This window comes from Paenibacillus sp. J22P277 (genome assembly GCF_059383675.1).
Genome location: NZ_JBXENS010000006.1, coordinates 594,407 through 620,368 on the forward strand (window position 1 = coordinate 594,407; position 25,962 = coordinate 620,368).

Below are 25,962 nucleotides of genomic sequence, written 5' to 3' on the forward strand. Positions count from 1 at the left end.
AACTGAACATGAACTGGGCGTTACAAAATCAGACAGGCCCCGAATTTCGCCCGATCGGCAGCCGGACTGTGAACAAAGTTTGAACATCGGGCTCGCTTTCCGCCTCGATGCTCCCGAGATGCATGCCGATGATTTCCTTCGCGATCGACAAGCCGAGGCCGTTGCCTTTCACGGCGTAGTCCCTCGCTTGGTCCGCTTTGTAGAACGGCGTGAATATATGCTGGAGCTCGTCCTTCCCGATGCCTCGTCCGTTGTTGCGGATCTCCACGACCGCCGCGTCCTCGTCCTGATGGAGCGAAATGGCGATTTCCCCCTGCCGTTCCGCGAATTTGATGCTGTTGCTAATCAAATTATGCCACACCTGTTCGAGACTATCCGCGTCGCCGTAGACCGTCACGTCCGCCAGATCGAGCTCCGGCTCGATGTCCTTCGCCCGCCACTGCGGTTCGCTCGCGATGACGCTGCGGCGGATCTGCTCGTCCAGGCGGAAGAAGCCGGGATTATGAAGCTCGTGATCCTGTTGCAGCACCGACAGGCGGAGCAGGTTCGCGCTGAGCCGGGACAAGCGCTGGCTTTCTTCCTCGATGATCGTCAAGTAATGCTTGCGCCCTTCCTCCGTCATCGTCTTCGTGCGCAGCGCCTTGGAGAAGCCCGCGATCGACGTCAATGGCGACTGGATCTCGTGCGCCACGTTGTTGACGAAGTCCGAGCGCAATTTATCGAGCATGCGCAGCGATCCCGCCATCTCGTTGAAGCTCTCCGTCAGATCGCCGATCTCGTCCTTCCGGCGGGATTCCAGCACGATGCCGAAATCCCCTCGCGCCATCCGTTTCGTCGCGTCGGTCAGCCGCTGTACGGGCTTGACGATATACCGCGCGGCGAGCAGGATCAGCAGGCTGCCGGCAATCAGCACGTAGCCGAGCACGGTCAACGTGAATTTGCGGAACATGTCCAACAGACGGTTGATTTCCGGCGTAATGTACAACGCGTAGGGCTTGTCCATCAATTGAAACGGGATGCCGATGAGAAACGACGGCGGTCCGGAATGCTCCTCCTTGCTTGGGGCGACGGCGCCTCGGTAGATGCCGCCTTGAAGGACGAGGTCCAATTGGGCCTTCGTAATCGGCGTCCTCTGCTTGCTGCCTCCGTCGCCGTACGCCACGGTGCGTCCGTCCGAATCCATGATCTTCACCCGGATACCGGGTACGTCGACCGCGTTGCCGATCACGGTCTGCAAGTTATCCGGCGAGGCCTCGGTCAGCTCGGAGATGATCTTCTTGCCGTGCGCGATCATTTGCCCCTCCGCGAGCGACTTCACGTTGCTGCTGTACATATGGATCGCCAGCACGAAGGCGAAGACGAGGCTGATGATGACGGCCGCGATGAAGATCAGCACCGTACGGACGTACAGCGACCTAGTCATGGACGACCTCCAGGCGGTAGCCGAGTCCGCGCAGCGTCACGATCTTGAACTTTTCTTCGTAGGCCGCGAAGCGCTCGCGCAATCGTTTGATATGCACGTCGACCGTCCGCTCGTCGCCCTCGTACTCGAACCCCCAGATCTGCTCGATGAGCGTCGCCCGCGTGAACAGCTGGCCGGGATGGCTCGCCAGCTTGTACATCAGCTCGAACTCTTTCAGGGGGATGGTCGCCGCTTCGTCGGTATCCTTGTAGATCACCTGGTATCCGAGCCTGTCCAGCACGATGCCCCCGACGGAGATCATCTGCGAGGCCGAGATCCGGTACCGCTTCAGCAAGGCCTTCACGCGCACGACCAGCTCCATGGGATCGAACGGCTTCGTCATGTAATCGTCCGTTCCGAGCTGAAACCCTTTGATTTTCTCTTCCGATTCGCCTTTCGCCGTGATCATCAGGATCGGCATGTCGCCGGATGCCCGGATCCTGCGGCACAGCTCCCAGCCGTCCATGCGCGGCATCATGATGTCCATGATGACCATGTCGACCGTATGCTCGGTGATGAACCGCCACGCGGCTTCGCCGTTCGCGAATTCGACGATCTCGAAGCCTTCGTCGCGCAAGTACAGCTGGACCAGCTCGCGGATATGCGGATCGTCGTCCACGACTGCAATTTTCGCCATTCCTGTTATCGCCTCTCGTTCCTGTAGTCGGTGCTCGCGCGCACCCGGAGATCATCTTATTATGTTACCGAATTGCAAGATGAGAAGCTAGTCTTCGAGAGCGCGCCGCGCGGAAAGCAAAAAGAAGGGCGATCCCGGGGTCGTCGGTCGACGAGCGGGTTCGCCCTTCTTATGGAATGCAAGATTCGAAACGAAGAAAGAATGATGGCTGATGGCTTAAATCGCCGGCATGACGTTGCCGCCGCAAACCGGTATGTAGGTGCCCGTAATGAATCCGGCCAAGTCCGACGCGATGAACGCGACCGCGTTGGCAATGTCCTGATCCGTGCCTCTGCGCTTGAGCGGCACGCGGCTGTCGTACCCTTCGCTGCGCTCCGTGCCGTTCGTCCGGTCGCGCTCCGAGATGGTCCATCCCGGCGCGATCTGGTTGACCGTGATTTGATGCGGGCCGACTTCCTTCGCCAGGATGCGATAGACGCCGTCCATGCCCCGTTTGCCCGCGACGTAAGCCGATTGGGTCTCGAAATTCTGCATCGCGCACTCCGTGTTGATGCCGATCATCCGTCCGGCGCCGCGTTCGATCATGGCCGGCACGAACGCCTTGGCCAGATGGACGCTTTGCAGGACGCAGGATTCGAATTGGCTGCGGTAATCGTCCTCGGACTGCTCCAGCACGGACGTCCATTGATATTGGATGACGGCATTGGCCACGACGATGTGAACATGGCCGAGCTCGGCCGTCACGGCATCGCGCATCGCCATAATGGAATCCAATTTCGTGATGTCGGCTTGGACCGCAACGGCTCTTCTGCCCATCCCTTCGATCTCCGCGACCAGCTCTTGCGCCTTGGCCTCGTTGGTATTGTAGTGAACCGCCACGTCCGCTCCGGCCGCGGCCAGGGTACGCGCCATGACGCGCCCCAATTCTCCCGTCGCGCCCGTAACGAGCGCGGTACGGCCATTCAAATCGATTCCGATCATGCGTTAAACCTCCTCTTGGTCGTGATCGTTCGGCAGCGTATCCGCCGCGGCGTCGATCAGTCTATCGAACAAATCGTCATCGGCCTCGATCGCGGCTTCGACCGCGCCGATCTCTTCCTCCGAGCCCGGATCCTTCGCGAAGCGCAGGCTGTAATCCCACGTCGTGCCGCGCAGGCTGTTCAGTTGCAGCGTGATCTCGTACGGATGCTTGTGGCCCTCCGCCTCGAATTGCACGGTCCCCCGGTAGCCGTTCTCTCGGTCATGCGTCATTTCGGCAAGGATAATCGTTACGTTCATCGTCATTTTACCTCCACTGGGACAAGTTGCATAGGGGAATTATACCATACATCGCCGCCGGTCAAAGGGCTTCGTCAAGTTGCTCGGGCACGGCGAAATCCGTCATCACGCCTTGCACGCCCTGCTCCCTCAGCTTGCGGATTCGCGAGACGTCGTTAATCGTATGGACATAAGCATAGACGCCCTTGTCCTTCAAGGCATGCACGAATTCGGGCGAATAGCGTTTCTCGTTCATGACCACGATCCGAATGCCCCGCCGGGCGACGTCCCGAATCACCTGTTCGTCCGAGTCCTTGTTCATATACAGCGTGTAGATGAATTGTTCGAACGGATAGACGGAATTCACGGCTTCGTAGTTCCCCGCTTGGTAAAGCTGCGGAATCAACCGGTGCAGCAGGCTCGGATCGACGGCCTCGGTCTCCGCCACGAGACGCTTGAACATCGCCGCCGCTTTGGCGTCGTCCGGCTCTTTCGTATCCGTGACGAGCAGCATGTCCGGGTGATCGGACATGAAGGCAAGCAGCTCCTTGAACGTCATGGGCGAGTAGTGCCCCTGAATCGGAAACGCCCGGAATGTCGCAAGCCGCATCGGCGCGGCGTTGGAAGGAACGGGTTGGCCGAGAACGGGATACGTCCCGGCTTCCCAATCATGCCGCAGGACGAGCTCCCCGTCGGCGGTGACGCTGATATCCGTCTCGAATACCCGGTGCCCGCAATTGTAGGCATGGATAAGCCCTTCCCGGCTGTTGGTTCCCGCGTAACCGTCGATGCCGCCGAGGGCATGGGCGATCAAGGGCGTCTCCCGGACCCATTCGTACGGCTGGAGCGTCTGAAGCCGGACCGGCGGCTGAACCAGCGGGGCGCTGCATGCCGGCGGCTGCTGCGATCGCGTTTCGGTTTCGGTTGCGGTTGCGGGCGACAGCAGCATCGGCGCGGCGAAGAGGATCAGGAGCGCGAGCGATAATTGCGGCAGTTTGGCGTTGATGAATGGAAGCATGGGCTTGCTCCCTCCTTGGCGTCTGTCTTTCTTACCTCTTAGACGGCCGAGAGAGAATCAGAAACAGGCTCCGGTCCGATAGGCGGACATTTCCGGGTCGCGGTTGCGGCTGTTCTCTTCTGCTGCTCCGGCGTTCGCCGCCAGATTCGCCCGCGCTGGAAAGCCGCCGCCCGAAACCTTCGGGCGGCGGCTGCTTGAGGCCGGTTACCAGTGCGAGTTGTACACCGGCGCGCTGTTCGGATTGTTGCTGCCGTAAGAGAGGTTGCCGAGCGTCAGCACGTCTTCGTCATAGTAAGCCTCATAGGCGAGCGTGGAGCCCAGGCTGTTGAAGAACGTCCACATTTTCTCGATGTAGAACGGATTATCGTTCCCGAAGTTGGGCGCCGCGCCGTGATAGAGTCCCCATTCCGGAACGCTGAACTTCTTGCCATGGGCAACCGCGAAGTCGATCCAGTGCTGCAGGCCGTACGATCCGCCCATATGGCTGCTGGTCCAGGTCGCGTCGCTGAAGGCCGGCGGCCATTGGTCGTAGCTGTCCACGCCGATGTAATCGACGACGTCGTCGCCCGGATAGACGAGCGCCGGATCCGCGTTGCCGGCGGCTTTCAGCCCGTCGCCGCGAGTGACGTTCCAATCGATCTTCACGTTCGGCGCGGTTGCCTTGATGGTCGCGGCTACCTGCCGGAAGCACGCTTTCCAATCCGTCATGTTGGCGGTCGTGACGGAATGCGCGAACCAGTTGCCGTTGAATTCCCACCCGAGCCGGATGATCGCGCCGCCTTGGCCATGGCTGACGAGATTCTGCGCGAACGTCGTCCAGTGGCTGTTATAGCTGCCGGCCGCGCAGCCCGAGAACGTAGCCCCGATATTCTCGGGGAACATCGGCACCGCGTAGGTCGGCGTCCACGGGGCATTCTGCCAGCCGTCGAAGAACGCGCCGCTCTCCGTCATGATAGCCCATGAATAGCGATATGGGAAGTTCGTCGTCACGTCCGCCAGACGCCCGCGCCACGTTTCGAAATTTTGGATGGCGGTCCAGTTCGCCTGATCGTTGGTCGTCCGGTAGACGCCGGATTTCCACGGCAGGCCGCTGCGGTTCCCGGAAGCTGCGTTCGTCGTCACGCCGAGCGAATTGCCGGCGGCGGACAGATTGCCGGCCGCATCCTTCGCTTTGACCGTGAACGTATACGCCGTGTTCGCCGTCAAGCCCGTGATCGTCGCGCTCGTGGCGCCGGTCGTCGTGCCGGCCAGCGTCGTGCCGCCGCGATAAATGTTATAGCCGGTCACCCCGACGTTGTCCGTCGAAGCCGACCAGGTCAGGTTGACGGTCGTGTCCGTCTTCGACGGGGACGCCAGGCTGCCCGGCGCCGACGGCGCCTGCGTGTCGGGCGTGCCGCTGCCGGCGCTGTAGATGGCCACGCCGGCGAGCTGCGGGTCGCCCTTGGTGGAGCGCAGGATGTCGATGTTGAGCACGCCGTCGCTGACCGTGACGCTGTACGGACCGTACTTGGCCCAGCTGCCGAGCGCCAGATCGCCGATGCCCGTCGCCGCCGTCGCCCCTTCCAGCTTCACGTCCTCGTTGCGGAAATTACTCTGGAAATTCTCGATCGTCCAGAGGTAGATCTGGTAGCTGCCGTTCGCGATCGTCTGATTCAAGCTGAAGCCCTGCCCGTTCGGCGGAGCGGAGCGGTACAACGCGGATTGCAGCATGGACAGCGTATTGGCATCCGGCGCCGGGTTCAAGGAGAAGGCATACGTCCCGCTCCAGGTCGATGCGTTCGAGACCGACAGCCCGCTGCTCAGCGCGGAGGCGTACGAGGTCCAGCCGTTGCCTTCGATCGTCGTCGCCGCGCCGTTCAGGTTAATGCCCTTCACGAAAACCGGTCCGCTGCCGGTACCGGAGCCGGTCACGCTGACGTTATCGATTGTCGTCGTGTTCAGCGCCGCGTTGTTCTGCGCGCTGACGACCAGTCCGATGTAGACGCCGGAAGCCATCGTTACCGATACGGAACCGACCGTCGTCCAGGAAGAGCCGTTGCCGGAAATCGAGCTCGTGAATACGTTGCCAGCGCGCTGCAGCTTGACCCAATACGGCGCCGCGACGCCCGTCTGCGTCACCGTCGCGGTGCTGCCCGAAGCCGCGCTGCGGCTGATGAGCTGCGCCCCCGAGGTCGACGCGTATTCCATGACCGTCGACGCATGCTTCGAACCGGTCGTCAGCGATTCGCGGATCATGACGCCGCCCTTGGCCCAAGCGCCCGTGTTCGAGATGGACGCGACCCGCGCCACGATCGTGCCGTCCCCGCTCAAGGGCTGGTATACGTAGCGAAATTGATCCGACGTTCCGGCGATATCCGTACCGGACGCCTGGATCGTGAACGTTCCCGACGCGTAATCGGCCGAGCCGGCGACGCCGACGGAGCCGATATCCTGCTGCTGCCACGGGCTCGGCACTGCCGCCGACGCCTGCGGGGCGAATGTAAACAAGCTGAGGACGAGTACGGCGGCCAAAATAGCCATCATGCCTTTTTTGAACTTCAAACGAACACCTCCAACGTTTTTGTTCCCGGTTGCTTTCGTTTTGCGCTTTCCTTGAATCTTGGGTTTGCCTTGAATCGTGGGCTTTCCTTCGTTCGTTCCCCCCTTTGCTATTACGTGATCGCTATATGGAAACAAACAGCCGGGCGATGTGTCTGGTTGCCTCGCCCGGCTGTTTGCGTTTCCTATGGTGTACGGATGAACGCGAGATTTATAGATGATAGACGTTGTACAAGAATACGGCCGCTTCGGCGCGCGTCGCCTTGCCGCGCGGATTGAGCATTCCGCCAGCTCCCTGGATCAGTTCGGCTTCCGCGAGCGCCGCCGCGCTGTCCGCCGCATATGGCGCGATGTCGCCCCGGTCCTTGAACCGTTCGAGAACCGCCGACCCGCCGGAGGCGTTCAGCTTGCCGAGCTTAGCTAACGTGCGCGCCGCGAGCGTCATCATCTCCTGCCTCGAGATGGCCGCCTTCGGCTGGAACATATTGTCCCCGCTGCCCGTCGCGATACCGAGCGCTTTCGCGATGCCGACGGCTTCGTAATAATAGCTGCCCGGCTGCACGTCGTCGAAGTTCCCGTCGAAGTCGGCCGTCAAGCCCAGCGTCTTCACGAGCAGCGTCAGATAATCCGCACGGGTGATGTTGGCCGCAGGCGAGAAGGCTTGATCGGTCGTTCCTGTAATGATGCCTTTCGAAGCGAGCTCCTCCACTTGCTTTTTCGCCCACGCGTAGCGATCCAAATCAGCGAAATGCTTCTCGACGTATACGATCGCGTACATGCTGAAATGCGTCGTTTGGAAGGTGACGCTGCCCGATTGCGCATCGTACCGCGCGTTCGTAACCGGAACCGGCCGGCCGTCTGCGCCGATAAACCAGATCGTGATATGCTCCGGATTCGCCGCCTCAGCTGCAGTAGGCGTATACGGAATCGACACGGTCGCCGGAGCTTGCGCGTTGCGCCAAGGAATATCCTTGCCGTTCGCTCTCAGCGTGAGGTTCACGACCGGATGCGTGCCGATGCTGCTCTTCAGATCGTCGCCCAGCTTGCTTGCGTCGGCAGCGCCGATGACCAGCGTCACCGTCTCTGCCTGCTGAACGTCAATCCCGCCGAGCATGTTCGATGGTACGGTGAGCGTACCGGCTGCGGTTTGGATGACGAGCGATTGATCGTGCGCGGCATGCGCCAGCACGGCCGTCGGCACGTTCACCGCATACCCCGTCGCGCCGTCCTTCTGCGGTACATGCACTGTAATCGTCGGCATCGAAGCCGGCAATTGACCGAATGCCGAAGCCGGAACGGTCGCTTCCGCTTCTCCCGTCGCGGCGTTCAAAACCGGCGTCGAGGTATTGATGATGCCCTTCGCGGCGTCGACGGTCAAGCCGTCCGCCGGAATGAAGATGCCCCCGCCTCCGCCCGTTACCGGGTCCGGACGGTCGACGAGCGTCGCCATGCCCCATTTGTCGCGGCTCGAGGAGTTGCCGTCGACGCCGTTCCACAAATACTGGCCGACGCGGTTGTTGCCTTCCCCGTTGTCGAAGCCGATATCGAAGCGCACCTGTCGACCGTCGGCCGCATCGGCGATGTTGAGGCCGGAGAGCGGGATCGCGGCCTCGACCGCATAGCCCTTGCCGTCCGCGTCCGCCTTGACGACCGTATCGATCGGCGGCTGCGGATCCTTGTTGTTGTACCAATAGAACCCGCCGGTACCGCTCAAGATGATCTGGGAATCCGAGACCCTGAGCGCGCCCGGCTTATCCAGGAACTCGGGACCGACGAACAGCTCGAGCGCGTCGCCGTTCCAGATGTCGAAGCCCTCGTACGCGTTCTGCATCGGCGTAGGATCCGACACATGCGCGTAAACATAGAGATTGTCGGCGTCCCAGGCCAGATCGAACTTGGCCGAAACATCCGGCTTCTGGGCACCCAAGATGCGGTCCTTGTCGTCCAGCGACAACGTCGCGCCGGTCGGCCAGGAAGCGTCCTTCTCCCCGTCGATTACCATCGGCGCATCCGTCTTCTTGATGTCGGTCTTGTTGTCCGAATTGCGCTCCGACCGTCCCGGGCCGAAGTCGAAGGAATACGGCTGCTTGTTGCCGAGCACGACGTCGTAGATGCCGTCGTTGGTCGCCTTGACGGATTCCAGCATCGTCTTGTACGGACGGTCGGCTACGTTCAGCAGCCCGATGCCGTAGCTCTCGCCGTTATAGCCTTGGAACCAGCGGCCGGTCGCGGCCTGATCCAGGTACTCGAACCAGTGCGCGCCGACGACCACGCCCGAGGCCGCCGCTTTCTCCACGTAATTGCGGTACGCTTCGCCCTTCTCCTGCTCGTTGTCCAGCACGCGCACGCCGCCGGTCAAGCCCTGCGTCGGTTCGCCGTAATGGAATTCCGTGAAGATGAGCGGCTTGTTCGCCAGCTCCGACATCTTCTTGATCCGGTTCAGATCAAGGTCGTACGTATAATAGTTGTACGAAATGACGTCCAGGTATTTGCCCGCGACCCGGCTGATCATCTCGCGGATGTCGGTATTGTTCATCGTGTTCACGAGGTACCGGTCGCCGAGCATCATGTGGTTCGGATCGACTTTGCGGAACTCGGTCGTGATCGTGGAATAGAACGTATCCAGATAATGCTCCAGGAAGGTGTCCATGTCGGCCGAAGCGGCTTCCGACGTGACCGGCAGCGATGCCGCGCGCAGCCCGTCGAAGCTGCCGAACGTCGTTTCCCAAGCCGCATTGAACGTGTCGATATCGCCGTATTTCGCGATCAGCTCGTCGATGAGCGCGCCTTTGGTCGCGTTCTTCGCGTCGGGATCCGCGGCGGTAAAGACGCTTCTGAAATTCTGGTACGGCAGCTCGTTGCCGAAGAAGTAGCCGATAATAAGCGGATCGTCCTTGCGGGCGGCGATGCCTTCGTCCGCGAGGGCTTGCGCGATATCGGCGGCGGCCGTCGGCTTGTAGATATCGAACAGTCCCGTGCTTCCGATCATGTCCTGCGTCGGCAGATCCGCGAATTTCACCTGCGGGAACGGATCGGCCAGTTTGTCGGCGGACGGCGGATTCGAGAAGCCGCCTTCGCTCGTGAAGCCCCATTTCTTCAGCCGTTCCACGCTTTCGTTGTAGTAATCCGCGTCATTGAACGGATTGCCGCCGGATTTCTTGATTTTGTTGGCGACGTAGAAGGAGAAATTGTCCGGATTGCCGTTCAGGAACGCGCTCGCATACGTTGGATCGTTCTTGTCCGGCAGCCATTGGTACTGGTATTCCCGGCCCTTCACCTGCGTGAACGTGTCCCCGGTGTAGCCGGTGCCGTCGACGCCGACGCTAAAGTACAGGTTGCCGATCGGATCGACCATGACGAACTTGCCGTCCAGCTTCTGGATGTTGAAGTAGCCTTTCTCCTCTAGGCCGTACTGCTCCTTGCTGCCCGGCAGACCCCCGTAGCTGTCCCGTTCCGGTGCTTGGAGACTGTCATAGTACGCTTCGTCCGCGGCGACGTCGTCGAGCAGCTGCTGGTCGCTCGTCACTTTCGTCGGGAAATTCGCGCTCTTCAGCTGGCCGTACGTGTCGACCTTCTGCTGCGCCTCGTCGTAATAGGTGAAGACGTTCGTGAAGCTGTTCTCCTTGCCCGCCTTCTTGGCGTAGGCGTACAGCTTCGTGTAGCCGTCGATATGGACGGGCGCGTCATAACGCTTCTCCGTCGGATCGGCGTCCGTGAAATAGTAGATCTCGGCATCCGGCGTCTCCGAGGTCAACGCGATATCCGACGGTCCCGCGAGCTTGCCGGACGGCGGATCGGCCGTCACGGCCGCGGTGCTGTTATTGAGCACGACCCTCGAAATTTGCACGGCCCAGCCGTTCTCGCCGTCCTGCAGGTCGGGCAGCGCGACCCGCACGTACCGCACCCCGTCCGGCAGCGCGTACGAATTGAAATTCACTTTCCTCCAGCTGCCGCCGAAATCCGTCTTGTTCAGGCCCACGGGCTCGTACGTCGCGCCGTCCGTCGACACGGACACGGCGATGTCCCGCACCGGCTGACTGTCCCAATAGAACGCGTCCGCGGAGAACGACCGCACGTCGTAATCCGTCTTGTACACGGCATAGACCTCTTCGCCTACGCCTGCCGCCCCGCGGCTCAAACGGCTCGCATCGCCGGCGAATACGTTCGGGTTGGAGGTGTCGATGCCATACTTGTCGCTGTGGGCGAACAGCTGCCCGGCGTCGTTCAATTCATCGACCAGCCCGTTCGCCAGCGGATTCTCCGCCGGTCCGGACGCGCTCGGATGATCCTCGACGTCGTCCAGGCTGAACACGGGCCCTTGCGACTCGTCGTTGGTCCAGCCGTTCATGCCGTCCGCGAACTCCGGATTCTGCAGCGCGTTCGCGCCGCCGGCCGGGCCCAGGAAGCAATCGTCGATATACACCGTGCCTCCCGCGGAACCGTCCGTAATCGAGAAGAGCAGGGTTTCGTTGCTGTCCGTGTTCAGGGCCGGAATGGTGTATTTCTTCCATTCGTCCGTCGCCGCGAACGTTTGATAAGCGATCGTCGCGTTCCAGTCGCTCCTCATCATCCGAAACGTGACGGTCCCGCTCCCTTTCATCCAGAAGGAAGCCTGATAACTGCTGTTCGTCGACACGACGGCATCCTGGGAGAAATTCGCCCACGTGCCGTTCATGCTGACCTTGAGGGAATGCGCCGCGCTTCCCTCCTCCGCGTACGCGGCGGAACGGGCGCCTAGCGAGAGCAAGCCGAGAAGCATCGCGATTATGACGGCCAAGCTGACTGCTTTTCTGATCATGTGTGCATGATCCTCCTTGTCCTTATTGTTGAATACGCTTCCAATGCCGGCATACGAGAAGGGACTGATGATTCGTCGTCAGCAGTCCCCGTCGATGTCGCGTCGTACGCGGCCGGTCTTACGGCCTGCCGGGCTTGCTTACGAGCCGGGCGTAAAAGCGTCGAGCTGTTTCTGGATTTCGGCCTTCACTTTGTCATAGCCGGCTGCCTTGAGCTCGGAGGCGGCTTTCTTAAGCGCGTCGTCCGGATCCACGGCGCCGTAAGACAGCGCGCCGGCGTACTTGGTAAACACGTTGTTCAGCGCCGCGATCTCGTTCTTGATCGAATCGATGTCCGGCTTGAAGTTGGCGTACGGATTCGGCTTCGCCACGCTCGCCATGTATTCGACGTGCTTCGCATAGTCCGGGTAGTCGGTCGTGGACGGCTTGTTGAAGCCCACCCAGTCGCCGAAGCCCCACGGATACTGCCATTTCGGATACAGGGACGGATCCGTTCCGGCCGGTACCTCGATCTTCGCCTGGTCGGCCGTGTATTCCCAGTGCTTGCCTTCGATGCCGTTCATCATGAGCATGTAGTAGCTTGGATCGCTGAAGAACTTATCCATGAACATCAGCGCCCGCTCTTTATTGTTCGAGGAAGACGGAATCGCCATCATGCCGGAATCGTAGGCCAGCTTGATGAAGGGACCTTCGGGAGCAAAGGACTGGAAGGAGATATTCCAATCGGGATGCGCCGTGTTGATATCGTTGTACGAGTCGCGGAATTGATTGTCGCCATAAGCCGCAAGCGCGGATTGACCGGCCTTGAAGGCGTCGCGCGAAGGCGTCTTGTTGTTCAGGACGCTCTTGTTGATGTAGCCTTTCAGGAACATGTCGCGAATCTTCGGATACGCGGCCAGCAGATCGGCGTTATCGAACGCGGACGAGACCTGCGGCTTGGTTTCCAGCGGATTGAACAGCAGCATGTTCGCCGGAAGGCCCGGCACGGATATCAGCGAATCCTTCCGCGTCACGTACGATGTCAGCGGGTAGTCGCCTACGTCGGCGCCCGTATTGTACGGCGTGACTTTAGGATCGGCTTCCTTCGCCGCCGCGAGGTATTTCGCCACGTCGTCCAGGCCGGTGATCGCCGTGAGGCCGGCCTTGTTCATGTAGTCGCCCCTGACGGCTAACCCCGCATCCTGATACTCGAGGAAGTTCCGCGGCACCGCGATGATTTTGCCGTCGACGGTCGCGTTGGACCAGGCTTCGGGCGGCAGCTTCTGCACGGCGTTCGGCGCGTATTGGTCCAGCATGTCTTTGGTGAGCTCGGTGAAGGCGCCTTTCTTCGCGTTGCCGCTGTAATCCAGCCAACCGGCCGTGTAGATCATGTCGACGTTCTGGCCCGACATCAGCATGAGCGGATACTTGCTGTTCAGGTCGCCCCAGCCGATCCAGACGAAGTCGACGTCCGCGTTCAAATCCTTGTTCGCCTTCTTGTTCAGCTCCGCCTTCACCGCGTCGAAGTCTTTCGGCGGATCGCCGAGCGCCGCCCAAGTCAGCTTCACGTGCTTGGAAATATCCGGGCCCGCCGCCGCGGCGTCCTTGCCGGACGTATCGGCGTCGGCAGCCGCAGGCGCGTTATTTGCCGCCTTCGTGCCCGCATCGTCGCTCTGGCCGTTCGACGTGCCGCCGCTCCCGTTGTCGTTCGAACCGCATGCCGCCAAGGATGTGCTAAGGAAAAGGGCGAGCGCTCCGATCATGAATGCCTTTTTCGAGTGCGTTTTCAAACTGGATGACCTCCTCGTGTTTTTGCTATGCCATCTATGTTAATCCGTATCCCGGTATTAACCGTTGCCGCGCCTTGCGTTTACCCTTTCACCGCGCCGACCGTCAGCCCTTTGACGAAATACTTCTGCACGAACGGATAGATGAGCACGATCGGTCCGATCGAGACGACGGTCATGGCGAGCTTGACGGTCTCGTGGGGCAGTTCCACGGTCGGAATGCCGTTGTTGCCCGCCGCGTAGGAGAGAAATTCGATGTTGGTGATCATCTTGTACAGCATGTATTGCAGCGGGAACTTGCTCTGATCGTCGATGAACAGCGCTGCCTGATACCAGTCGTTCCAATACCCGAGCGCGATGAACATCCCGATGGACGCCAACGCCGGCTTCATGAGCGGCAGGCAGAGCCGCGTGAATATCGTGAATTCTCCCGCCCCGTCGACCTTGGCGGATTCCGGGATCGCGTCCGGCACCGACTTCAGGAAGTTGCGCATGATAAGAATGTAATACGGGGAAAGCAGCAAGGGCACGATCAGGGCCAGCAGATTGTCCTTCATGTGGTAGTACTTGAGCATGATGAGGTAATACGCGACCAGACCGCCGCTGAACAGCGTCGTGAAGTAGAAGAAGAACGCGAACGCGTTCCGGTACCGGAACTCCTTGCGGTAGAGCACGTAGGCCGTCATCGCGGTGAGGAACAGCCCGACGAGCGTGCCGGTAATCGTAATGAACAGCGTGACGCCGTACGCTTTCAGCAGCGAGGTCGGGTCCGTCAGGATCGCCCGGTACGATTCGATCGAGAAGGAGGACGGCCATAGGCCGTAGCCGTTCGCCGTCACGGACGCCTCGGTGGAGAACGAGCCCGATACGACCATGATGAACGGAATGACGCAAAGCAGGGCGACAACGGCGATGACGCCGTACGCGATGAAGTTGAAGACCAGTTTGTCGATGCGGATTGGTTTCATGTTCCGTTCTCCTTTAGTAGAGGGCGTTGTCTTTGCTGAACTTCCGGACGAGGCCGTTCACGACGCTGATCGTCGCGAAGCACATGACGGATTGCACGCATGCCGCGGCCGAGGACATCGGAATATCGCCCATCTGGGACAGCGAACGGAAGACGTACGTATCGATGATGTCGGTCGCGTCGTAGAGGTTGCCGTTGTTCCCGACCAGCTGGTAGAACATCCCGAAATCGCCTCTGAAAATATTGCCTACCTGCAGCAGCACCATGACGATCATCGTCGGCATGATGTTCGGAAGCGTGATGCGGAAGATCTTCTGGAACACGTTCGCGCCGTCGATATCCGCCGCCTCGTACATCTCCTCGTCGATGCTGAGGATCGCGCCGAGATACAGTACCGAGCCGTAGCCGATCCACTTCCAGTTGTGGAAGAAGACCAGAATGTACTTCCACATGCCGGGCGAGCTGTACACGTCCACGGGATCGGCGCCGAACGCCTTCAGCACCGCGTTCATCAAACCGTAATCGTAGTTGAAGATGTTGTAGAAGAACGCGCCCACGATCACCCAGGAGATGAAGTACGGCAGGAACATCAAGCTTTGCGAGAACCGGCTGTAGAACTTCGAGGTGATCTCGGACAGCAGGACCGCGATGCTTATCTGAAACGCGGTGGCCGTCACGATGAACGCGGTATTGTAGAAGAACGTGTTCTTGAAGATGTTCCAGATCTGGCCCGACAGGAACAGGAACCGGAAATTGTTGATGCCGTTCCATTCGCTGCCGAAGATGCCTTGGTCGAACCGGAAGTTCTTGAAGGCGACGATAATGCCCGCCATGGGCAGGTACGAGAACAGGATGAAGAACAGGACGGCCGGCAGGATCATCAGCAGGAAGGCGCGGTTTTGAATCAGGTAGAACAGGAAGTTTCGTTTTCGGACCATGTGCGATCGCTCTCTCCGTTTTTCGTCGTCTGGGATTTCATAAGTTGATTATAGAGCGATGAAAGCACTTCCAAAAGGACACGATCGTATGATTTGGTGCACTATTCGATAGACATTTCGCGCGCCGTCTTGTAGACCCTCGGCCCACTCTGCTATTTTGAATATACGGAAATCGTTCCAAGGAGAGATGCGAGCATGCTTAAGCTGTTGATCGTCGACGACGAGAAAAGAACCCGCGATGGGCTCAAAATGTGCCTGCCTTGGCAAAGCTACGGCATCGGCGAGATCCGCGAGGCGGACGACGGCCATACCGCGCTTGCGCTCGCGCTCGCGTACAAGCCGGACATCATCCTCTCCGACATCCGGATGCCGACGGTGACGGGCATCGATCTGGCCCGGCAGGCGCAGGCGGAGCTGCCGCACTGCAAATTCGTCTTCATCAGCGGGTATTCGGACAAGGAATATTTGAAAGCCGCCATCCAGCTGAAGGCGGTCCGTTATATCGAGAAACCGATCAGCGTCAAGGAGCTGGAGGAATGCATCGCTTCGGTGGCGGAAGCCTGCCGGCAGGAAGCGGAGCAGTCCAAGCGGCTGGCCGAGACGGCCGCGAAGCTGGAGACGAGCATCGGACTGCTGCAGCGGGACTTCGCGTTCCAGCTCGCGCAAGGCGGTCCGGATGCCGGGGAGATCAACCGGCTGCTCGCCGCATCGGGCTATGAGCTGCCTCTCGCGGGCCGATATGTAAGCGTTTTATTTCGCATCCATTTCGCGTCCGACATCCCGCTCGAACGCACGGCGGAGCTGCGCGGCTTGCTTTACGAGGCCATCTCGCGCGTACTCGGCAGCCTGCGAATTACCGCCATGGCGGGCACGATCGACGGCATGCGGCTCGTCGCGCATATGCTGATCGCGAACGGGCTGTCCCTGGACGATATTCGTTCCGCCGCCGAGCGGATCGGCGCCGACTTCGCGAGCCTCTGCGGGCCCGGATCGCCCCCAAGGCTGTTCGCGGGCATCGGCCGGACGGCGAAGGGCATGGAGCAGATCCATCTCTCGTACCAATCGGCCGTCGCCGCCGTGCAGAAGGTTTTCTTCCTCGGCAACGGCCGCGTCGCCGTATTCGAAGCGGAGTCTGCCGTGCCCGCGGGGCTTGACGACGGTTTCGATCAGCCCTTCGCGGACTATCTGCTCGCCTGCGACGAGGCCGTCTTCCCGTTCATCGCCCATATCGCCCGGGAGATTCGCAGGCATGACGCGACCTTGATCGACGACGTGAAAATGCTGTTCTACCGGCTGCTGCTCAAGCTCTACGCGGAAGCGCAAAACAAATTCCTCGGCCGGTACATGGAGGAACGGAAAGAAGAATACCTGTGGCACCGGGTGAGCGACGCCGTTACCCTGAACGAGCTGCTCGCCTTCCTGGAATCGGAGGTGCGCGAATATTTCGCCGCGGTCGCGGCGGTCGGCGCCAAGAGCCGCGTCGTGCACGAGACGATCCGCTATATCCAGCGAAATTACCGGAACGGCGGGTTCACGATCAGCGATATCGCGGGCCATCTGCATCTGACGCCCGCCTATCTCAGCCAGCTCTTCAAAAAGGACACCGGCCAAACGATCAACGATTATCTCAACGCGTACAAGATCGATCGCGCCAAGGAGCTGCTGGCCGACCGCAGCGTCAAGCTGCTGGAGGTAGCTGCGCGAACCGGCTACAACGACGTCAAGTATTTTACGAAGACATTCAAGCGCATTACCGGCATTACGCCCTCGGACTATCGGGAGAACGCGCTGAAATGACGGTCAGCATCAAGACGAAGCTGCTGTTCTCCTACCTGGTGCTGATCTTCGTGCCGCTGATCGTCCTGACTGCGCTGACGTACTGGCGCGTCTCGTCGCAGATGGAGGACAATATGCTGCGCACCTCCCAGAACGCCCTGGACCAGTCGGAGACCTACCTCGAGACGAAGCTGAGCAACCTGCTTAACGCCACCGACATTATCTATTTCGACAAGACGCTGCAGGACGTGCATACGACCAATCCGGCCATCTACGACGAGGATTTCATTCAGCAGAACATCGACCAGAACAACCTGACGACGCTCTTCAACCAGATCGAGCGCAACACCGACGTCCAGCGCATCCGGCTGTATATCCGGGACATTCCCGGCTACTCGTACGACAACGCGAGCTTCTTCGTGTTCAAGGACCTGGACGGCCTGCCGTGGTACGAGGCGCTGAAAGCCTCGAAGTCGGTCGTGACCTGGATCGCGCCGGACCGGTTCGCGTCGGAGACGGATAACGGCACGCCGATCATCTCGCTGGCGCGGCGGATCACGATCAAGACCTTCAACGTGACCGACGGCGTCATCCGCATCGACATGCGCGAGCCCGTCGTGAACGCGATCGTCAAGCAGGCGAACGTGACGTCCACGGGGCTTTCCTATATCGTGAACAGCGGCGGAGACCTCATCTCCGCCTCCGGGAACGCGAAGCTGCTGGCCGACCGCGAGCTGCGCGCGGCCGCCGAGAGCGCGGCGAGAGACAGCGTGACGAGCAGCGATATCCGGGCGGGCAAGGACGATTACCTGACGTTGTCGCGGCCCGTCGCCAATTCGGACTGGACGTTCATCTCCGTCATCCCGTACGGCGAGATCAAGTCGACCGGCAAAGATATCCGGTTCTACATGATTCTCATGCTGCTCGCGACCGGACTCCTCTCGTTCTTCCTGGCTTATCTGTGGTTCAATTCCAGCGCGCTTCGGCTGAAGCATCTGGCCAAGAACATCCGCAAGGTGACCGGCGGCGACTTCACTACGCGCATCCGGGTCTCGTCGAGGGACGAGATCGGCCAAATCTCGCGGGATTTCAACTACATGGTCACCGAGATGGGGGCCATGATCGAAGAACGGTTCGAGACCGGCAAGAAGATCAAGTCGCTCGAGCTGCGCTCGCTGCAATCCCAGATCAATCCGCATTTCCTGTACAATTCGCTCGACATGATCAATTGGTCGGCCGTCATGAGCGGCAATGCCGAGATCGAGACGATGATCCAGTCCTTATCGACGTTCTACAAGATCGGGCTGAGCAAGGGAGACGACATCATCCCGGTCAGGAACGAGATCGAGCATGTCAAAGCTTACGTCACCCTGCAAAACCTCCGGTACCAGGACCAAATCCGCCTGGAGGTCGAGGTGGACGAGGATGTCCTGACGCTGGAAATGCTGAAAATCACGCTGCAGCCCATCGTCGAGAACGCCATCATGCACGGCATACTGCGAACGCCGGCCAAGTCCGGCACGATCCGCATCGCCGGCGCGCGCCGGGGCGACGTCTTCGTCTTTACCGTCGCGGACGACGGAGCCGGCATGCCGGCCGAGCTCGTCGAACGCATCCTGGACCGGGAGACGGTCGACGAATTTCACGGCTACGGCATCAAGAATATTCACGAGCGCATCCAGCTGCAGTACGGCCCGGCCTACGGGCTCTCGTACGAGAGCGCGCCCGGGCGCGGCACGACGGTCAGCATCGCGCTGCCCGCGATCGTGAGGCGGGCGCCGTAACGCAAGCCGCGGCAGGGCATCGCGGCCGTTCGGACAAAATCGCCCGCCATCATGCGAGTACGCATAATGGCGGGCGATTGTTCGTCATGTATTTTGCTCTGCTGCAGGACTCGATTTTACTCCGTCGCCGTCAGCACCAGCACCCAGTCGCAGCCTCTGCCGCTCGACGGCGGCGAGAACGACGCTTCGCCGCGGTTGGCGTAATCGCCGATCGCGCTGTATTCGCCGGTGCGGGGATCGAACCAGGAGGCCGACACGCTGCCGCCTTTCCATTTGCCGAGCGACGCCCGGAACGGAATGCCGTTCGGACTGTAGATCAGGCCGTACTGCTCGCCGCGGGTGGCGACCATATAGTTCGCCCCTTCGTAATTGTCCGCGATCAGGCTTTGATCCGGCACGCGGTCCAGATAGGAACGCGCTTCCATCAGCCCGCGCAGATGACGCATCTGAGCCGCGCCCGGACGATGAAGCGCTTCCTGCCAGGCCATGATGAAGTACGGCTTGGGCTCGGTCGTCATCGACCAGATGCTGTGATGCCCGTAGGTCGTGCCGAATGCGCCCGCGAACACGCCGTAGTACGCGCCCGTGCGCACGTCCGCTTGGTCGAAATACCCTTTGGACGGATTGAAATTAACGGGATGATCCTCGTAAGCAGGCTCGGCGTCGACCGTCGGTTTGACCGGAAGCCGATCGTAATCGGCCTTCACGTGCTTGTAATTCTCGCGCACCTGCTCGTGATGCCCGGATTGGATCATGTTGAAATCCAGCCACGGCTCGTCATGCATGTGATGGGAGGACGACGCGTTGCCGCAAGGATGGAACGTGATCAGCTGCGCGTCTCCGACGGCTTCGCGCAGTCCGGCGGCGAGGCCGTTGTTCACTTCGAAATGATTGCGGATGATCAGCGAGCGGTCCCCGCCGAGCACCCAGACGATGTTGGACCGATCGCCGTAGCGCTCGCCCAGCCAGCGGCCGTAGGCTTGCGCGTTTTCCCCGTCGAAGATTTCCGGACCCTTGCCGAAGCCCGCTTTGTGATATTTGTCGCCCCACGTCGGCAGCAGCGCGACGTAGAGCCCATGCGACGCGGCGAGATCCACGATATAATCGACATGCGTCCAGTAATTGTCGTCGCCGTCCAAATCGGGCAGCGTCGGATCGTATCGGCCCTCCGCGTTCTGCTTCAGCGGACGCCGTCCGTAGGCGTTGTTCCCGCCGATGCCGTCCAATTCCGCCAGCGCGACCGCCTGAACGACGTTGAATTTCAGCTCGGCCCGGTTCTGCAGGTACTCGGCCGCTTCCTCGCGGTTCAGCTTATGGAATAATTCCCATGCCGTATCCCCCAGCCAGAAGAACGGCGTGCCGTCCTCGTGAATCAAATACCGTTTGTTATCGCTTACTTTCAGACGCTGCAAACGCTTCGTCGTCATGCTCCCGCTCACGCTCCCGTTTCGTGTGAATGATCGAATCCCCATGATTGCGATGCTGCCGGCCGAACTCGGCCGTAGTCCCAGACTATCACATCCCCTACGCGTACACAATATGTATACAATAAATATATAAGAGATTCACCCCGTTTTTTCGCAAGAAAAACCGGCCCCGCACGCTTTGATGCGCGTTGGGCCGGTAGGCGTAAGGGCTCGCATCTTCGTAGACATGCGCTGCCGCGGCATACTGCCGGCTTAATAAGGCGCGCGCCCGGAAAGCAGCGATTCCTTCGTCTGCGGGGTCCACGGATCGTCGTACGTCGGACGGTTGGCATAGCGCTTCATGCCGAGCTCGAGCCGGATGGACGTGCCCGGCGGCAGCTCGATCTGCAGCCATTTGCTGTCCACCGCCACGGCGGCCGCTTCGCTTCCTTCGCCTTCGTCCAATACCGCCGCCGTTTCGATCGTATGCTCGCCGAAGGTGCCGCCCTGCACGACAACGGTGCGCCGACCGGTCCGCGACGTATTGACGAGCTGCAGGATCGCCGAAGCGTCGCCCAGCTTCTCGACCAGCGCCGCCGTGTCGCGCGGCAGTCCCGCGCGCTTGCGCTCCGCATCGAAGTAACGGAAGCGTCCATGCTGCAGACCGCCGTGCGAGATGTGCATCGGCGCCCCGAGCGTCAGCTGCACGAGGCTTTCCATATAGACCGGGCACAGCTCCTGCCAGATGTGGATGCTGGAGAAATCGTCGTCGCTGTACGCTTCCGACCAGGCGTTCGGATCGCCGATCGGCGAATCCATCCGCTCCAGCTGCCGGACGATCAATTGGAAATTGGCGTCCAGCACCTTGTCGGGGTAATCCGGCAGCGCGCCGCGGATATATTGGAACCACGGCTCCGTATTGACGATGTAATGCTTCGTCTCGCGCCCCAGCGCCGCGTCCTTGCCCGAGACGTTCGGGACGATGATTTGATTCCAGTCGTATTGCCGCGGAATCCGGTCGATGCGTGCCAGGTCTTCGTCCGCCATGGACACCGTCCAGAGATAAATCGGGTATTTCGCGGTCGCGCCGCGGTAATCCGTCCATCCCGCGTCGAAATGCTTGTACGGCACCTGCAATTCGCCGCCGATCTCCTTGCGCAACGACCAATTCAAGTCCAACTGGCGGCGGGCCAAGCCGAGATGCGCCCGATCGCCGGTCAGCAGCAGCGCGTTCATCGCCGCGTTCGTTACCGGCTCGATGATCGTCATGAAGCCGTGCGGCCAGCGATAGCCGTAATAACCGCCCCACCATTTGCCGTCGTTGTATTCCCCGATCTCGCCGTTCAGGCCGACATTGTCCGGAATCAGCCCGCCGTTGCGCTCCGCCCGTTCGTTCCAGGCCGCGAGGTAGTCCAGCACCCAGTTGCGATATTGTTCGTCCCCCGCGTGCATGAACGCGTTCGCGACGAGTCCGGTCGCGTTCAGGTTCAGCGGCACGTCGCCGCGGTTCATCCGCTCGTTCATCATCGCGATGAGCCGATCATAGACCTCGTCGTCGCTCCACGGGCATTTCCGGGAAGCGAAGTCGACGCCGGGCACGTCCTCGAACGGGGCCAAATAATGATCCAGGATGCCCCGATGAGTCGACCAGTCCTCGCGGTTCACTTGGAATCGCGGGCCTCGGCTCCCGTTCAGCGGCGAGCGGATCAGACGCTTCTCCTTGTCGAAGTTCGGCGCTTCCTCGTCGTCGCCCGTGTACATCCGCGCGAACCGGACCGCGCGCTGCCGGTCCTTCAGCGTCGCCGGGCCCGCCAGCCCGAGAAAGTAGACGTACAGATAACCTTCGCCATGATGCATCCAGTCGTAATAAGCGTCGAATTCGCGGTGGATCTGCCCGTACTCCGTCCATTGCCACGTAATCCCTTCCCAGATGCGGCGCGAAGCCTCGTGCAGAAAATCGTCCCCGCCGAGCGCATAGAGCAGCGCCAGATTCATGAAGCCCTCGTACGGATCGTCGGAGCCGTCCATGCCCGGCCAGTCGCCGCGCCAGATCAGCGTGCCGTCCGGACGGGTATACTTCGCGATGAACGCCGTCGCGGATTGGTTCAGCAGGTCGAACAGCCGCCGCTGCTTGGACGCCCATGCCGGAGCCGGCGCGCGCCGGGAGGCCGTAATGCTCGTTTGAAGGGAAGCCGGATTGGTGGAATCCATGCCATAAACACGACCTTTCTCTTAGGAATGCTTATGTTGCGAACGTGCCCGCAAACATGTCCGGCCGGAGCTGCTACGGCTCGAGACGATAACCGCCGTCGATCGGAATGATCGCCCCGTTGATCCACGAGGCATCGGAGCCGACGAGGAAGGCGACGGCGCTGGCGATCTGCTCCGGCTTGCCGACGCTCGGCGCATCGCAGACCGCCGCAGCGGCGTCCTTGGCCGCGGCCGCGTCGCCCAGCTTCTCCCGGAACCACAGGTCCAGCAGCGGCGTCGCCACCCCAGCCGGCAGCAGCGCGTTGAAGCGCACGCCTTCCTGCAGCAGATCGAGCGCAAGCCCTTTGGTCATATGGTTCAAGGCGGCCTTCATCGTATCGTAGACGAGGTTGTTGCGGTCGTTGATCCAGCCGTTGATGGAGCTGATATTGCAGACGGCGCCGCCGGATGCCTTCAGATGCGGCAGCGCCGCCTGAATGAGGAAGAAACCGGCTTTCACGTTGACCGCGAACAGCCGGTCCCAATCGCCGTGCGTGACTTCCGCGAGCGGCTTGTTGCATACTATCGCCGCGTTGTTAACGACGATATCCACGCCGCCCCAAGCGCCGGCCGCCTCCGCGACGAGCTTGCCCGGCGTTTCGGGATCGGCGAGATCCGCCTGCAGGAACCTCGCTTCGCCGCCTCGCCGGTTGATCTCCCCGATAACGCCGCCTCCCCGCTCCGCATCCCGCCCCGTGACGAGGACCCGGGCGCCGAGCGAGGCCAGCTTGAGCGCCGTCGCCTCGCCGATTCCGCTGGTCGATCCCGTCACGATCGCGATTTTTCCGTTCAGCATCCTTCATCGCTCCTCCATTCGTCTTCTGGGTCTTAACCGTCAAGACGCACGCGCCCGAACCCGCTAGATGACGCCGCCGTTCCGGCTGATGACAGCGACGATATTTTGCCGCGAATAGGCCAGATGCGACGTGACCGCTTCCTTGGCGGCCGCGAAATCCCGCGCGACGACGGCGCTGAAGATGGCCTGATGCTGGCGGAATGCCAGCTCGAGCATCGTCGGGGTCACATGGGGCTCGCGCAGGTTCAACAGCCGGTAATTCATCAGCGACTTGTAGAGCTCGACGTTCTTCGCGTTGCCGCCAAGCCGAACGAACGCGAGATGGAACATCAGATCGAAGCCGGATTGGAGCTCGATATTGGATCCGTCCGCAGCGTAGGAAGCCGCGGCCGCATCGTCCATAAGCGCTGCCAGCGGCATGATCTTGCCGGCCAGCTCCGCTTCGTCCATTGCCGCCAGCCGATCCAGCGTCCATAGATCGATCATCAAGCGGCTGTCCATGATGTCGTTGACGTTGTCTTCCTGCACCGGATTCACGAAAGTGCCGACTTTGGCGACGGTGCGCACGAGGCCTTCCATCTCCAGCCGGTTCAACGCATCCCTGATCGGGGTGCGGCTGACGCCGAGCTGCTCCGCGAGCGCCGGAATAAGCAGCTTCTCGTTCGCGCCGAAATGACGGGATAAGATCTTCTCTTTCAAAATCTGATAGGTTTGGTCCCAAATGTTGCTGACGACGAGCTTCGCCAGCGGCTCCTGCCCGTTCTTGCCGGTTCCTTGCGTCACGTGAATCCTCCCGTTTGCGCTGCTGCATGGTTCTGCTGTTAAATGTTGGATGTTGTATACAACATTATAGTAAGGAATGATTGCCCTTTCGTCAACCGGAAATATCCGCGGCCAACCGAAGAGGCGGAGAACCTGCCGGCTCCGCGCCGCCCGTTCCCCGCCTTCGTTCAAAGCTTCCTATTCCATCGCTTATGCAAGTCTATTGCTCGTTTCCGGTTCAAGCACGTTCCGTTAACTTGCGTACCGCAATCGATCGGTAAGTGAATTCACTCTTCCATACCACTGCGCCCGACCTGTCGATATACGCGTCGCGAAGCTTGCTTCCGTTCTCCTTCAGCCTGACGCTCGCCAACCCGCCTCGGAAGCCGGACACCCAGTCGAATCGGGGCGCGATCGCGACATCTCCCGACGTGTCGGCATAACCCCATAATCCATCCGACTCGTAGGCGACCAGACCTTGCGATACGCCGCCCAACTCTTTGTGCGGAGGCAGTTTGACCTTATTCCCTGCGGCATCGATCAGCGACAGCACGGTTCCGTTCGGCGTCGTCGTTCGCACGACGGCGAAATGATCTTGGAAGCGGTCCGCGCTGTCGTATTGCGCGGCGATCGCCCATTTGCCGGCCGCGTCGATGTAACCGTATTTCCCGTTCTGGCCAACGGCCGCCGCCAGGCCGTTATCGGCAAAATCGTCCGCCCACGCGTATGTCGGCGGAATGACGAATTTCCCTTCCGTATCGATAAACCCGATGCGCGCGGTCAGCTTGCCGCCGATCCGCACCCGCATCTCCACGGAGGCGCGACCGCTGGCGAACGAACCGGTATGCAGGCTGCCCGCGATCGGAGGTATGACGGTGCTGCCGTTATGGTCGATATAGAATGTCTTGTCGCCTTGGACGACTTTGGCGAGGCCGTCCGAGAACGGATACGCCCTGCTGAAGAGCATCGGGACAGAGCTGTAGCCGGAAGCATACATGTTCAGCCCCGCGCGGTTTACGTATCCGAATTTGACTTGATAGGAAGCGGAATCGAAAGGATAGAGATCCTTGTAGACGGCCAAGCCTTCGCTGAACGAATCGATCCGGTAGTGCGAGGCGCCGACGGCAAGCTTGCCCGCGCGATCCATGAAGCCTTGTCCGAGCCCGTTCTTGTACAACGGGGCCAACTCGTCGTAGCCGAACCAGACGGACTGGCCGGTTATCGTCTGCACGCTTTCGCCCTTGCCGTTCAAAATCAAGGTATTTCCGTAACCGGCGTTCACGCCCGTCCAATACTGCTTGTCCAGCAGCGCCGCCGCGTCCTCGTCCCCCGGCCGGAGCTGGATCGCCGACGGATTATTCGCCGTCCCCTCCATGACGCTATAGTCGACAGCGGTCAATTCTTCGATGAAATCCAGCGGAACGAAGAGCGTGCCGTGTATATACTCCGGAGCCGCTTGAAACGTTCGTTTGACGCCGTTCATAATCACGGTCGGCTCCCCGGGATGCAGCGCGATGCTGCCCTTGGCCCCGCCGCTGAGCGTCGCTTCCCCCGGCTCCGTTTTCCCGATCGCATACCCGAACCGCTCCGCGACGGCGCGCAGCGGAATCAGCCATGTGCCGCTCTGGCGGATAGGGCCTTCGGGGAACAGCAGATGCTCCCCCTTATCGAACACTTCCAAATTGCTTGCTTGGACGCTGCTTCCGCCATAGAGCAGCGCGCCTGCCGCCATCAGTCCCGCCGTCATCGCCGCAGCCGTTCTCTTCATGGACCGCAAGGTTTTCCGTTTCATGAGCCGCACCTCTTCCT

Annotated in this window: 17 protein-coding genes; 2 read left to right on the plus strand and 15 right to left on the minus strand. The window is 60.7% G+C overall.

Annotated elements, in window-relative coordinates:
• Positions 1–28 precede the first annotated feature (28 nt).
• The 10 genes from AC50YL_RS23370 to AC50YL_RS23415 form a co-directional block, all read right to left on the minus strand.
• Positions 29–1,423 carry a sensor histidine kinase gene (locus tag AC50YL_RS23370; RefSeq protein WP_494835083.1) on the minus strand — a complete coding sequence of 465 codons (1,395 nt, stop codon included), beginning with the start codon at positions 1,421–1,423 and terminating at the stop codon, positions 29–31.
• Positions 1,416–2,099: a response regulator transcription factor gene (locus tag AC50YL_RS23375; protein ID WP_494835085.1), complete on the minus strand. Its 684-nt coding sequence runs from the start codon at positions 2,097–2,099 to the stop codon at positions 1,416–1,418. Before AC50YL_RS23375 ends, AC50YL_RS23370 begins: the two co-directional genes overlap by 8 nt.
• A 216-nt stretch (positions 2,100–2,315) precedes the next feature.
• Complete coding sequence (locus tag AC50YL_RS23380; protein WP_494835087.1) at positions 2,316–3,080, minus strand: SDR family NAD(P)-dependent oxidoreductase; 765 nt, start codon at positions 3,078–3,080, stop codon at positions 2,316–2,318.
• A 3-nt stretch (positions 3,081–3,083) separates the two neighbouring features.
• Entirely contained in the window at positions 3,084–3,377 is a 294-nt protein-coding gene (locus tag AC50YL_RS23385; protein ID WP_494835089.1) for a hypothetical protein, read from the minus strand.
• A 61-nt stretch (positions 3,378–3,438) separates the two neighbouring features.
• Positions 3,439–4,374 (minus strand): phosphatidylinositol-specific phospholipase C/glycerophosphodiester phosphodiesterase family protein, encoded by a 936-nt coding sequence (locus AC50YL_RS23390; protein ID WP_494835090.1) that lies wholly within the window; start codon positions 4,372–4,374, stop codon positions 3,439–3,441.
• 204 nt (positions 4,375–4,578) lie between these two features.
• Positions 4,579–6,915 (minus strand): fibronectin type III domain-containing protein, encoded by a 2,337-nt coding sequence (locus AC50YL_RS23395; protein ID WP_494835092.1) that lies wholly within the window; start codon positions 6,913–6,915, stop codon positions 4,579–4,581.
• 208 nt (positions 6,916–7,123) lie between these two features.
• Positions 7,124–11,710, minus strand: coding sequence for an S-layer homology domain-containing protein (locus tag AC50YL_RS23400; RefSeq protein ID WP_494835093.1), 4,587 nt, complete (start codon positions 11,708–11,710; stop codon positions 7,124–7,126).
• 138 nt (positions 11,711–11,848) lie between these two features.
• Positions 11,849–13,477, minus strand: coding sequence for an extracellular solute-binding protein (locus tag AC50YL_RS23405; RefSeq protein ID WP_494835095.1), 1,629 nt, complete (start codon positions 13,475–13,477; stop codon positions 11,849–11,851).
• A gap of 80 nt (positions 13,478–13,557) precedes the next feature.
• The gene (locus AC50YL_RS23410; RefSeq protein ID WP_494835096.1) at positions 13,558–14,442 is read right to left on the minus strand and encodes a carbohydrate ABC transporter permease; all 885 of its coding nucleotides are present in this window, start codon (positions 14,440–14,442) and stop codon (positions 13,558–13,560) included.
• A gap of 13 nt (positions 14,443–14,455) precedes the next feature.
• Positions 14,456–15,379 (minus strand): ABC transporter permease, encoded by a 924-nt coding sequence (locus AC50YL_RS23415; RefSeq protein WP_494835097.1) that lies wholly within the window; start codon positions 15,377–15,379, stop codon positions 14,456–14,458.
• Positions 15,380–15,574: 195 nt separating this feature from the next.
• Between AC50YL_RS23415 and AC50YL_RS23420 the strand changes: the two genes are divergently transcribed.
• A complete protein-coding gene (locus AC50YL_RS23420) occupies positions 15,575–17,176 on the plus strand; it encodes a response regulator (RefSeq protein ID WP_494835098.1) in 1,602 nt (533 codons plus the stop codon).
• Positions 17,173–18,939 carry a cache domain-containing sensor histidine kinase gene (locus AC50YL_RS23425; RefSeq protein WP_494835100.1) on the plus strand — a complete coding sequence of 589 codons (1,767 nt, stop codon included), beginning with the start codon at positions 17,173–17,175 and terminating at the stop codon, positions 18,937–18,939. Before AC50YL_RS23420 ends, AC50YL_RS23425 begins: the two co-directional genes overlap by 4 nt.
• A 116-nt stretch (positions 18,940–19,055) precedes the next feature.
• On the opposite strand, the gene AC50YL_RS23430 is transcribed toward AC50YL_RS23425, so the two are convergent.
• The 5 genes from AC50YL_RS23430 to AC50YL_RS23450 all read right to left on the minus strand — a co-directional run bounded on the left by AC50YL_RS23430 (position 19,056) and on the right by AC50YL_RS23450 (position 25,945).
• Complete coding sequence (locus AC50YL_RS23430; RefSeq protein WP_494835101.1) at positions 19,056–20,366, minus strand: glycoside hydrolase family 140 protein; 1,311 nt, start codon at positions 20,364–20,366, stop codon at positions 19,056–19,058.
• A 252-nt stretch (positions 20,367–20,618) separates the two neighbouring features.
• On the minus strand, positions 20,619–22,556 hold the full coding sequence (locus AC50YL_RS23435; protein ID WP_494835102.1) for a DUF8034 domain-containing protein: 1,938 nt from the start codon (positions 22,554–22,556) through the stop codon (positions 20,619–20,621).
• 73 nt (positions 22,557–22,629) lie between these two features.
• Positions 22,630–23,391 (minus strand): SDR family NAD(P)-dependent oxidoreductase, encoded by a 762-nt coding sequence (locus tag AC50YL_RS23440; RefSeq protein ID WP_494835103.1) that lies wholly within the window; start codon positions 23,389–23,391, stop codon positions 22,630–22,632.
• A 63-nt stretch (positions 23,392–23,454) separates the two neighbouring features.
• On the minus strand, positions 23,455–24,174 hold the full coding sequence (locus tag AC50YL_RS23445; RefSeq protein ID WP_494835105.1) for a GntR family transcriptional regulator: 720 nt from the start codon (positions 24,172–24,174) through the stop codon (positions 23,455–23,457).
• Positions 24,175–24,391: 217 nt separating this feature from the next.
• Complete coding sequence (locus AC50YL_RS23450) at positions 24,392–25,945, minus strand: WG repeat-containing protein (RefSeq protein ID WP_494835106.1); 1,554 nt, start codon at positions 25,943–25,945, stop codon at positions 24,392–24,394.
• Positions 25,946–25,962 lie beyond the last annotated feature (17 nt).

What these genes read in the sequence shown, in the direction of transcription:
- AC50YL_RS23370 (WP_494835083.1), bottom strand. Translation starts at nt 1,423, where the DNA reads ATGACTAGGTCGCTGTACGTCCGTACGGTGCTGATCTTCATCGCGGCC.
- AC50YL_RS23375 (WP_494835085.1), bottom strand. Translation starts at nt 2,099, where the DNA reads ATGGCGAAAATTGCAGTCGTGGACGACGATCCGCATATCCGCGAGCTG.
- AC50YL_RS23380 (WP_494835087.1), bottom strand. Translation starts at nt 3,080, where the DNA reads ATGATCGGAATCGATTTGAATGGCCGTACCGCGCTCGTTACGGGCGCG.
- AC50YL_RS23385 (WP_494835089.1), bottom strand. Translation starts at nt 3,377, where the DNA reads ATGAACGTAACGATTATCCTTGCCGAAATGACGCATGACCGAGAGAAC.
- AC50YL_RS23390 (WP_494835090.1), bottom strand. Translation starts at nt 4,374, where the DNA reads ATGCTTCCATTCATCAACGCCAAACTGCCGCAATTATCGCTCGCGCTC.
- AC50YL_RS23400 (WP_494835093.1), bottom strand. Translation starts at nt 11,710, where the DNA reads ATGATCAGAAAAGCAGTCAGCTTGGCCGTCATAATCGCGATGCTTCTC.
- AC50YL_RS23410 (WP_494835096.1), bottom strand. Translation starts at nt 14,442, where the DNA reads ATGAAACCAATCCGCATCGACAAACTGGTCTTCAACTTCATCGCGTAC.
- AC50YL_RS23415 (WP_494835097.1), bottom strand. Translation starts at nt 15,379, where the DNA reads ATGGTCCGAAAACGAAACTTCCTGTTCTACCTGATTCAAAACCGCGCC.
- AC50YL_RS23420 (WP_494835098.1), top strand. Translation starts at nt 15,575, where the DNA reads ATGCTTAAGCTGTTGATCGTCGACGACGAGAAAAGAACCCGCGATGGG.
- AC50YL_RS23425 (WP_494835100.1), top strand. Translation starts at nt 17,173, where the DNA reads ATGACGGTCAGCATCAAGACGAAGCTGCTGTTCTCCTACCTGGTGCTG.
- AC50YL_RS23430 (WP_494835101.1), bottom strand. Translation starts at nt 20,366, where the DNA reads ATGACGACGAAGCGTTTGCAGCGTCTGAAAGTAAGCGATAACAAACGG.
- AC50YL_RS23435 (WP_494835102.1), bottom strand. Translation starts at nt 22,556, where the DNA reads ATGGATTCCACCAATCCGGCTTCCCTTCAAACGAGCATTACGGCCTCC.
- AC50YL_RS23440 (WP_494835103.1), bottom strand. Translation starts at nt 23,391, where the DNA reads ATGCTGAACGGAAAAATCGCGATCGTGACGGGATCGACCAGCGGAATC.
- AC50YL_RS23450 (WP_494835106.1), bottom strand. Translation starts at nt 25,945, where the DNA reads ATGAAACGGAAAACCTTGCGGTCCATGAAGAGAACGGCTGCGGCGATG.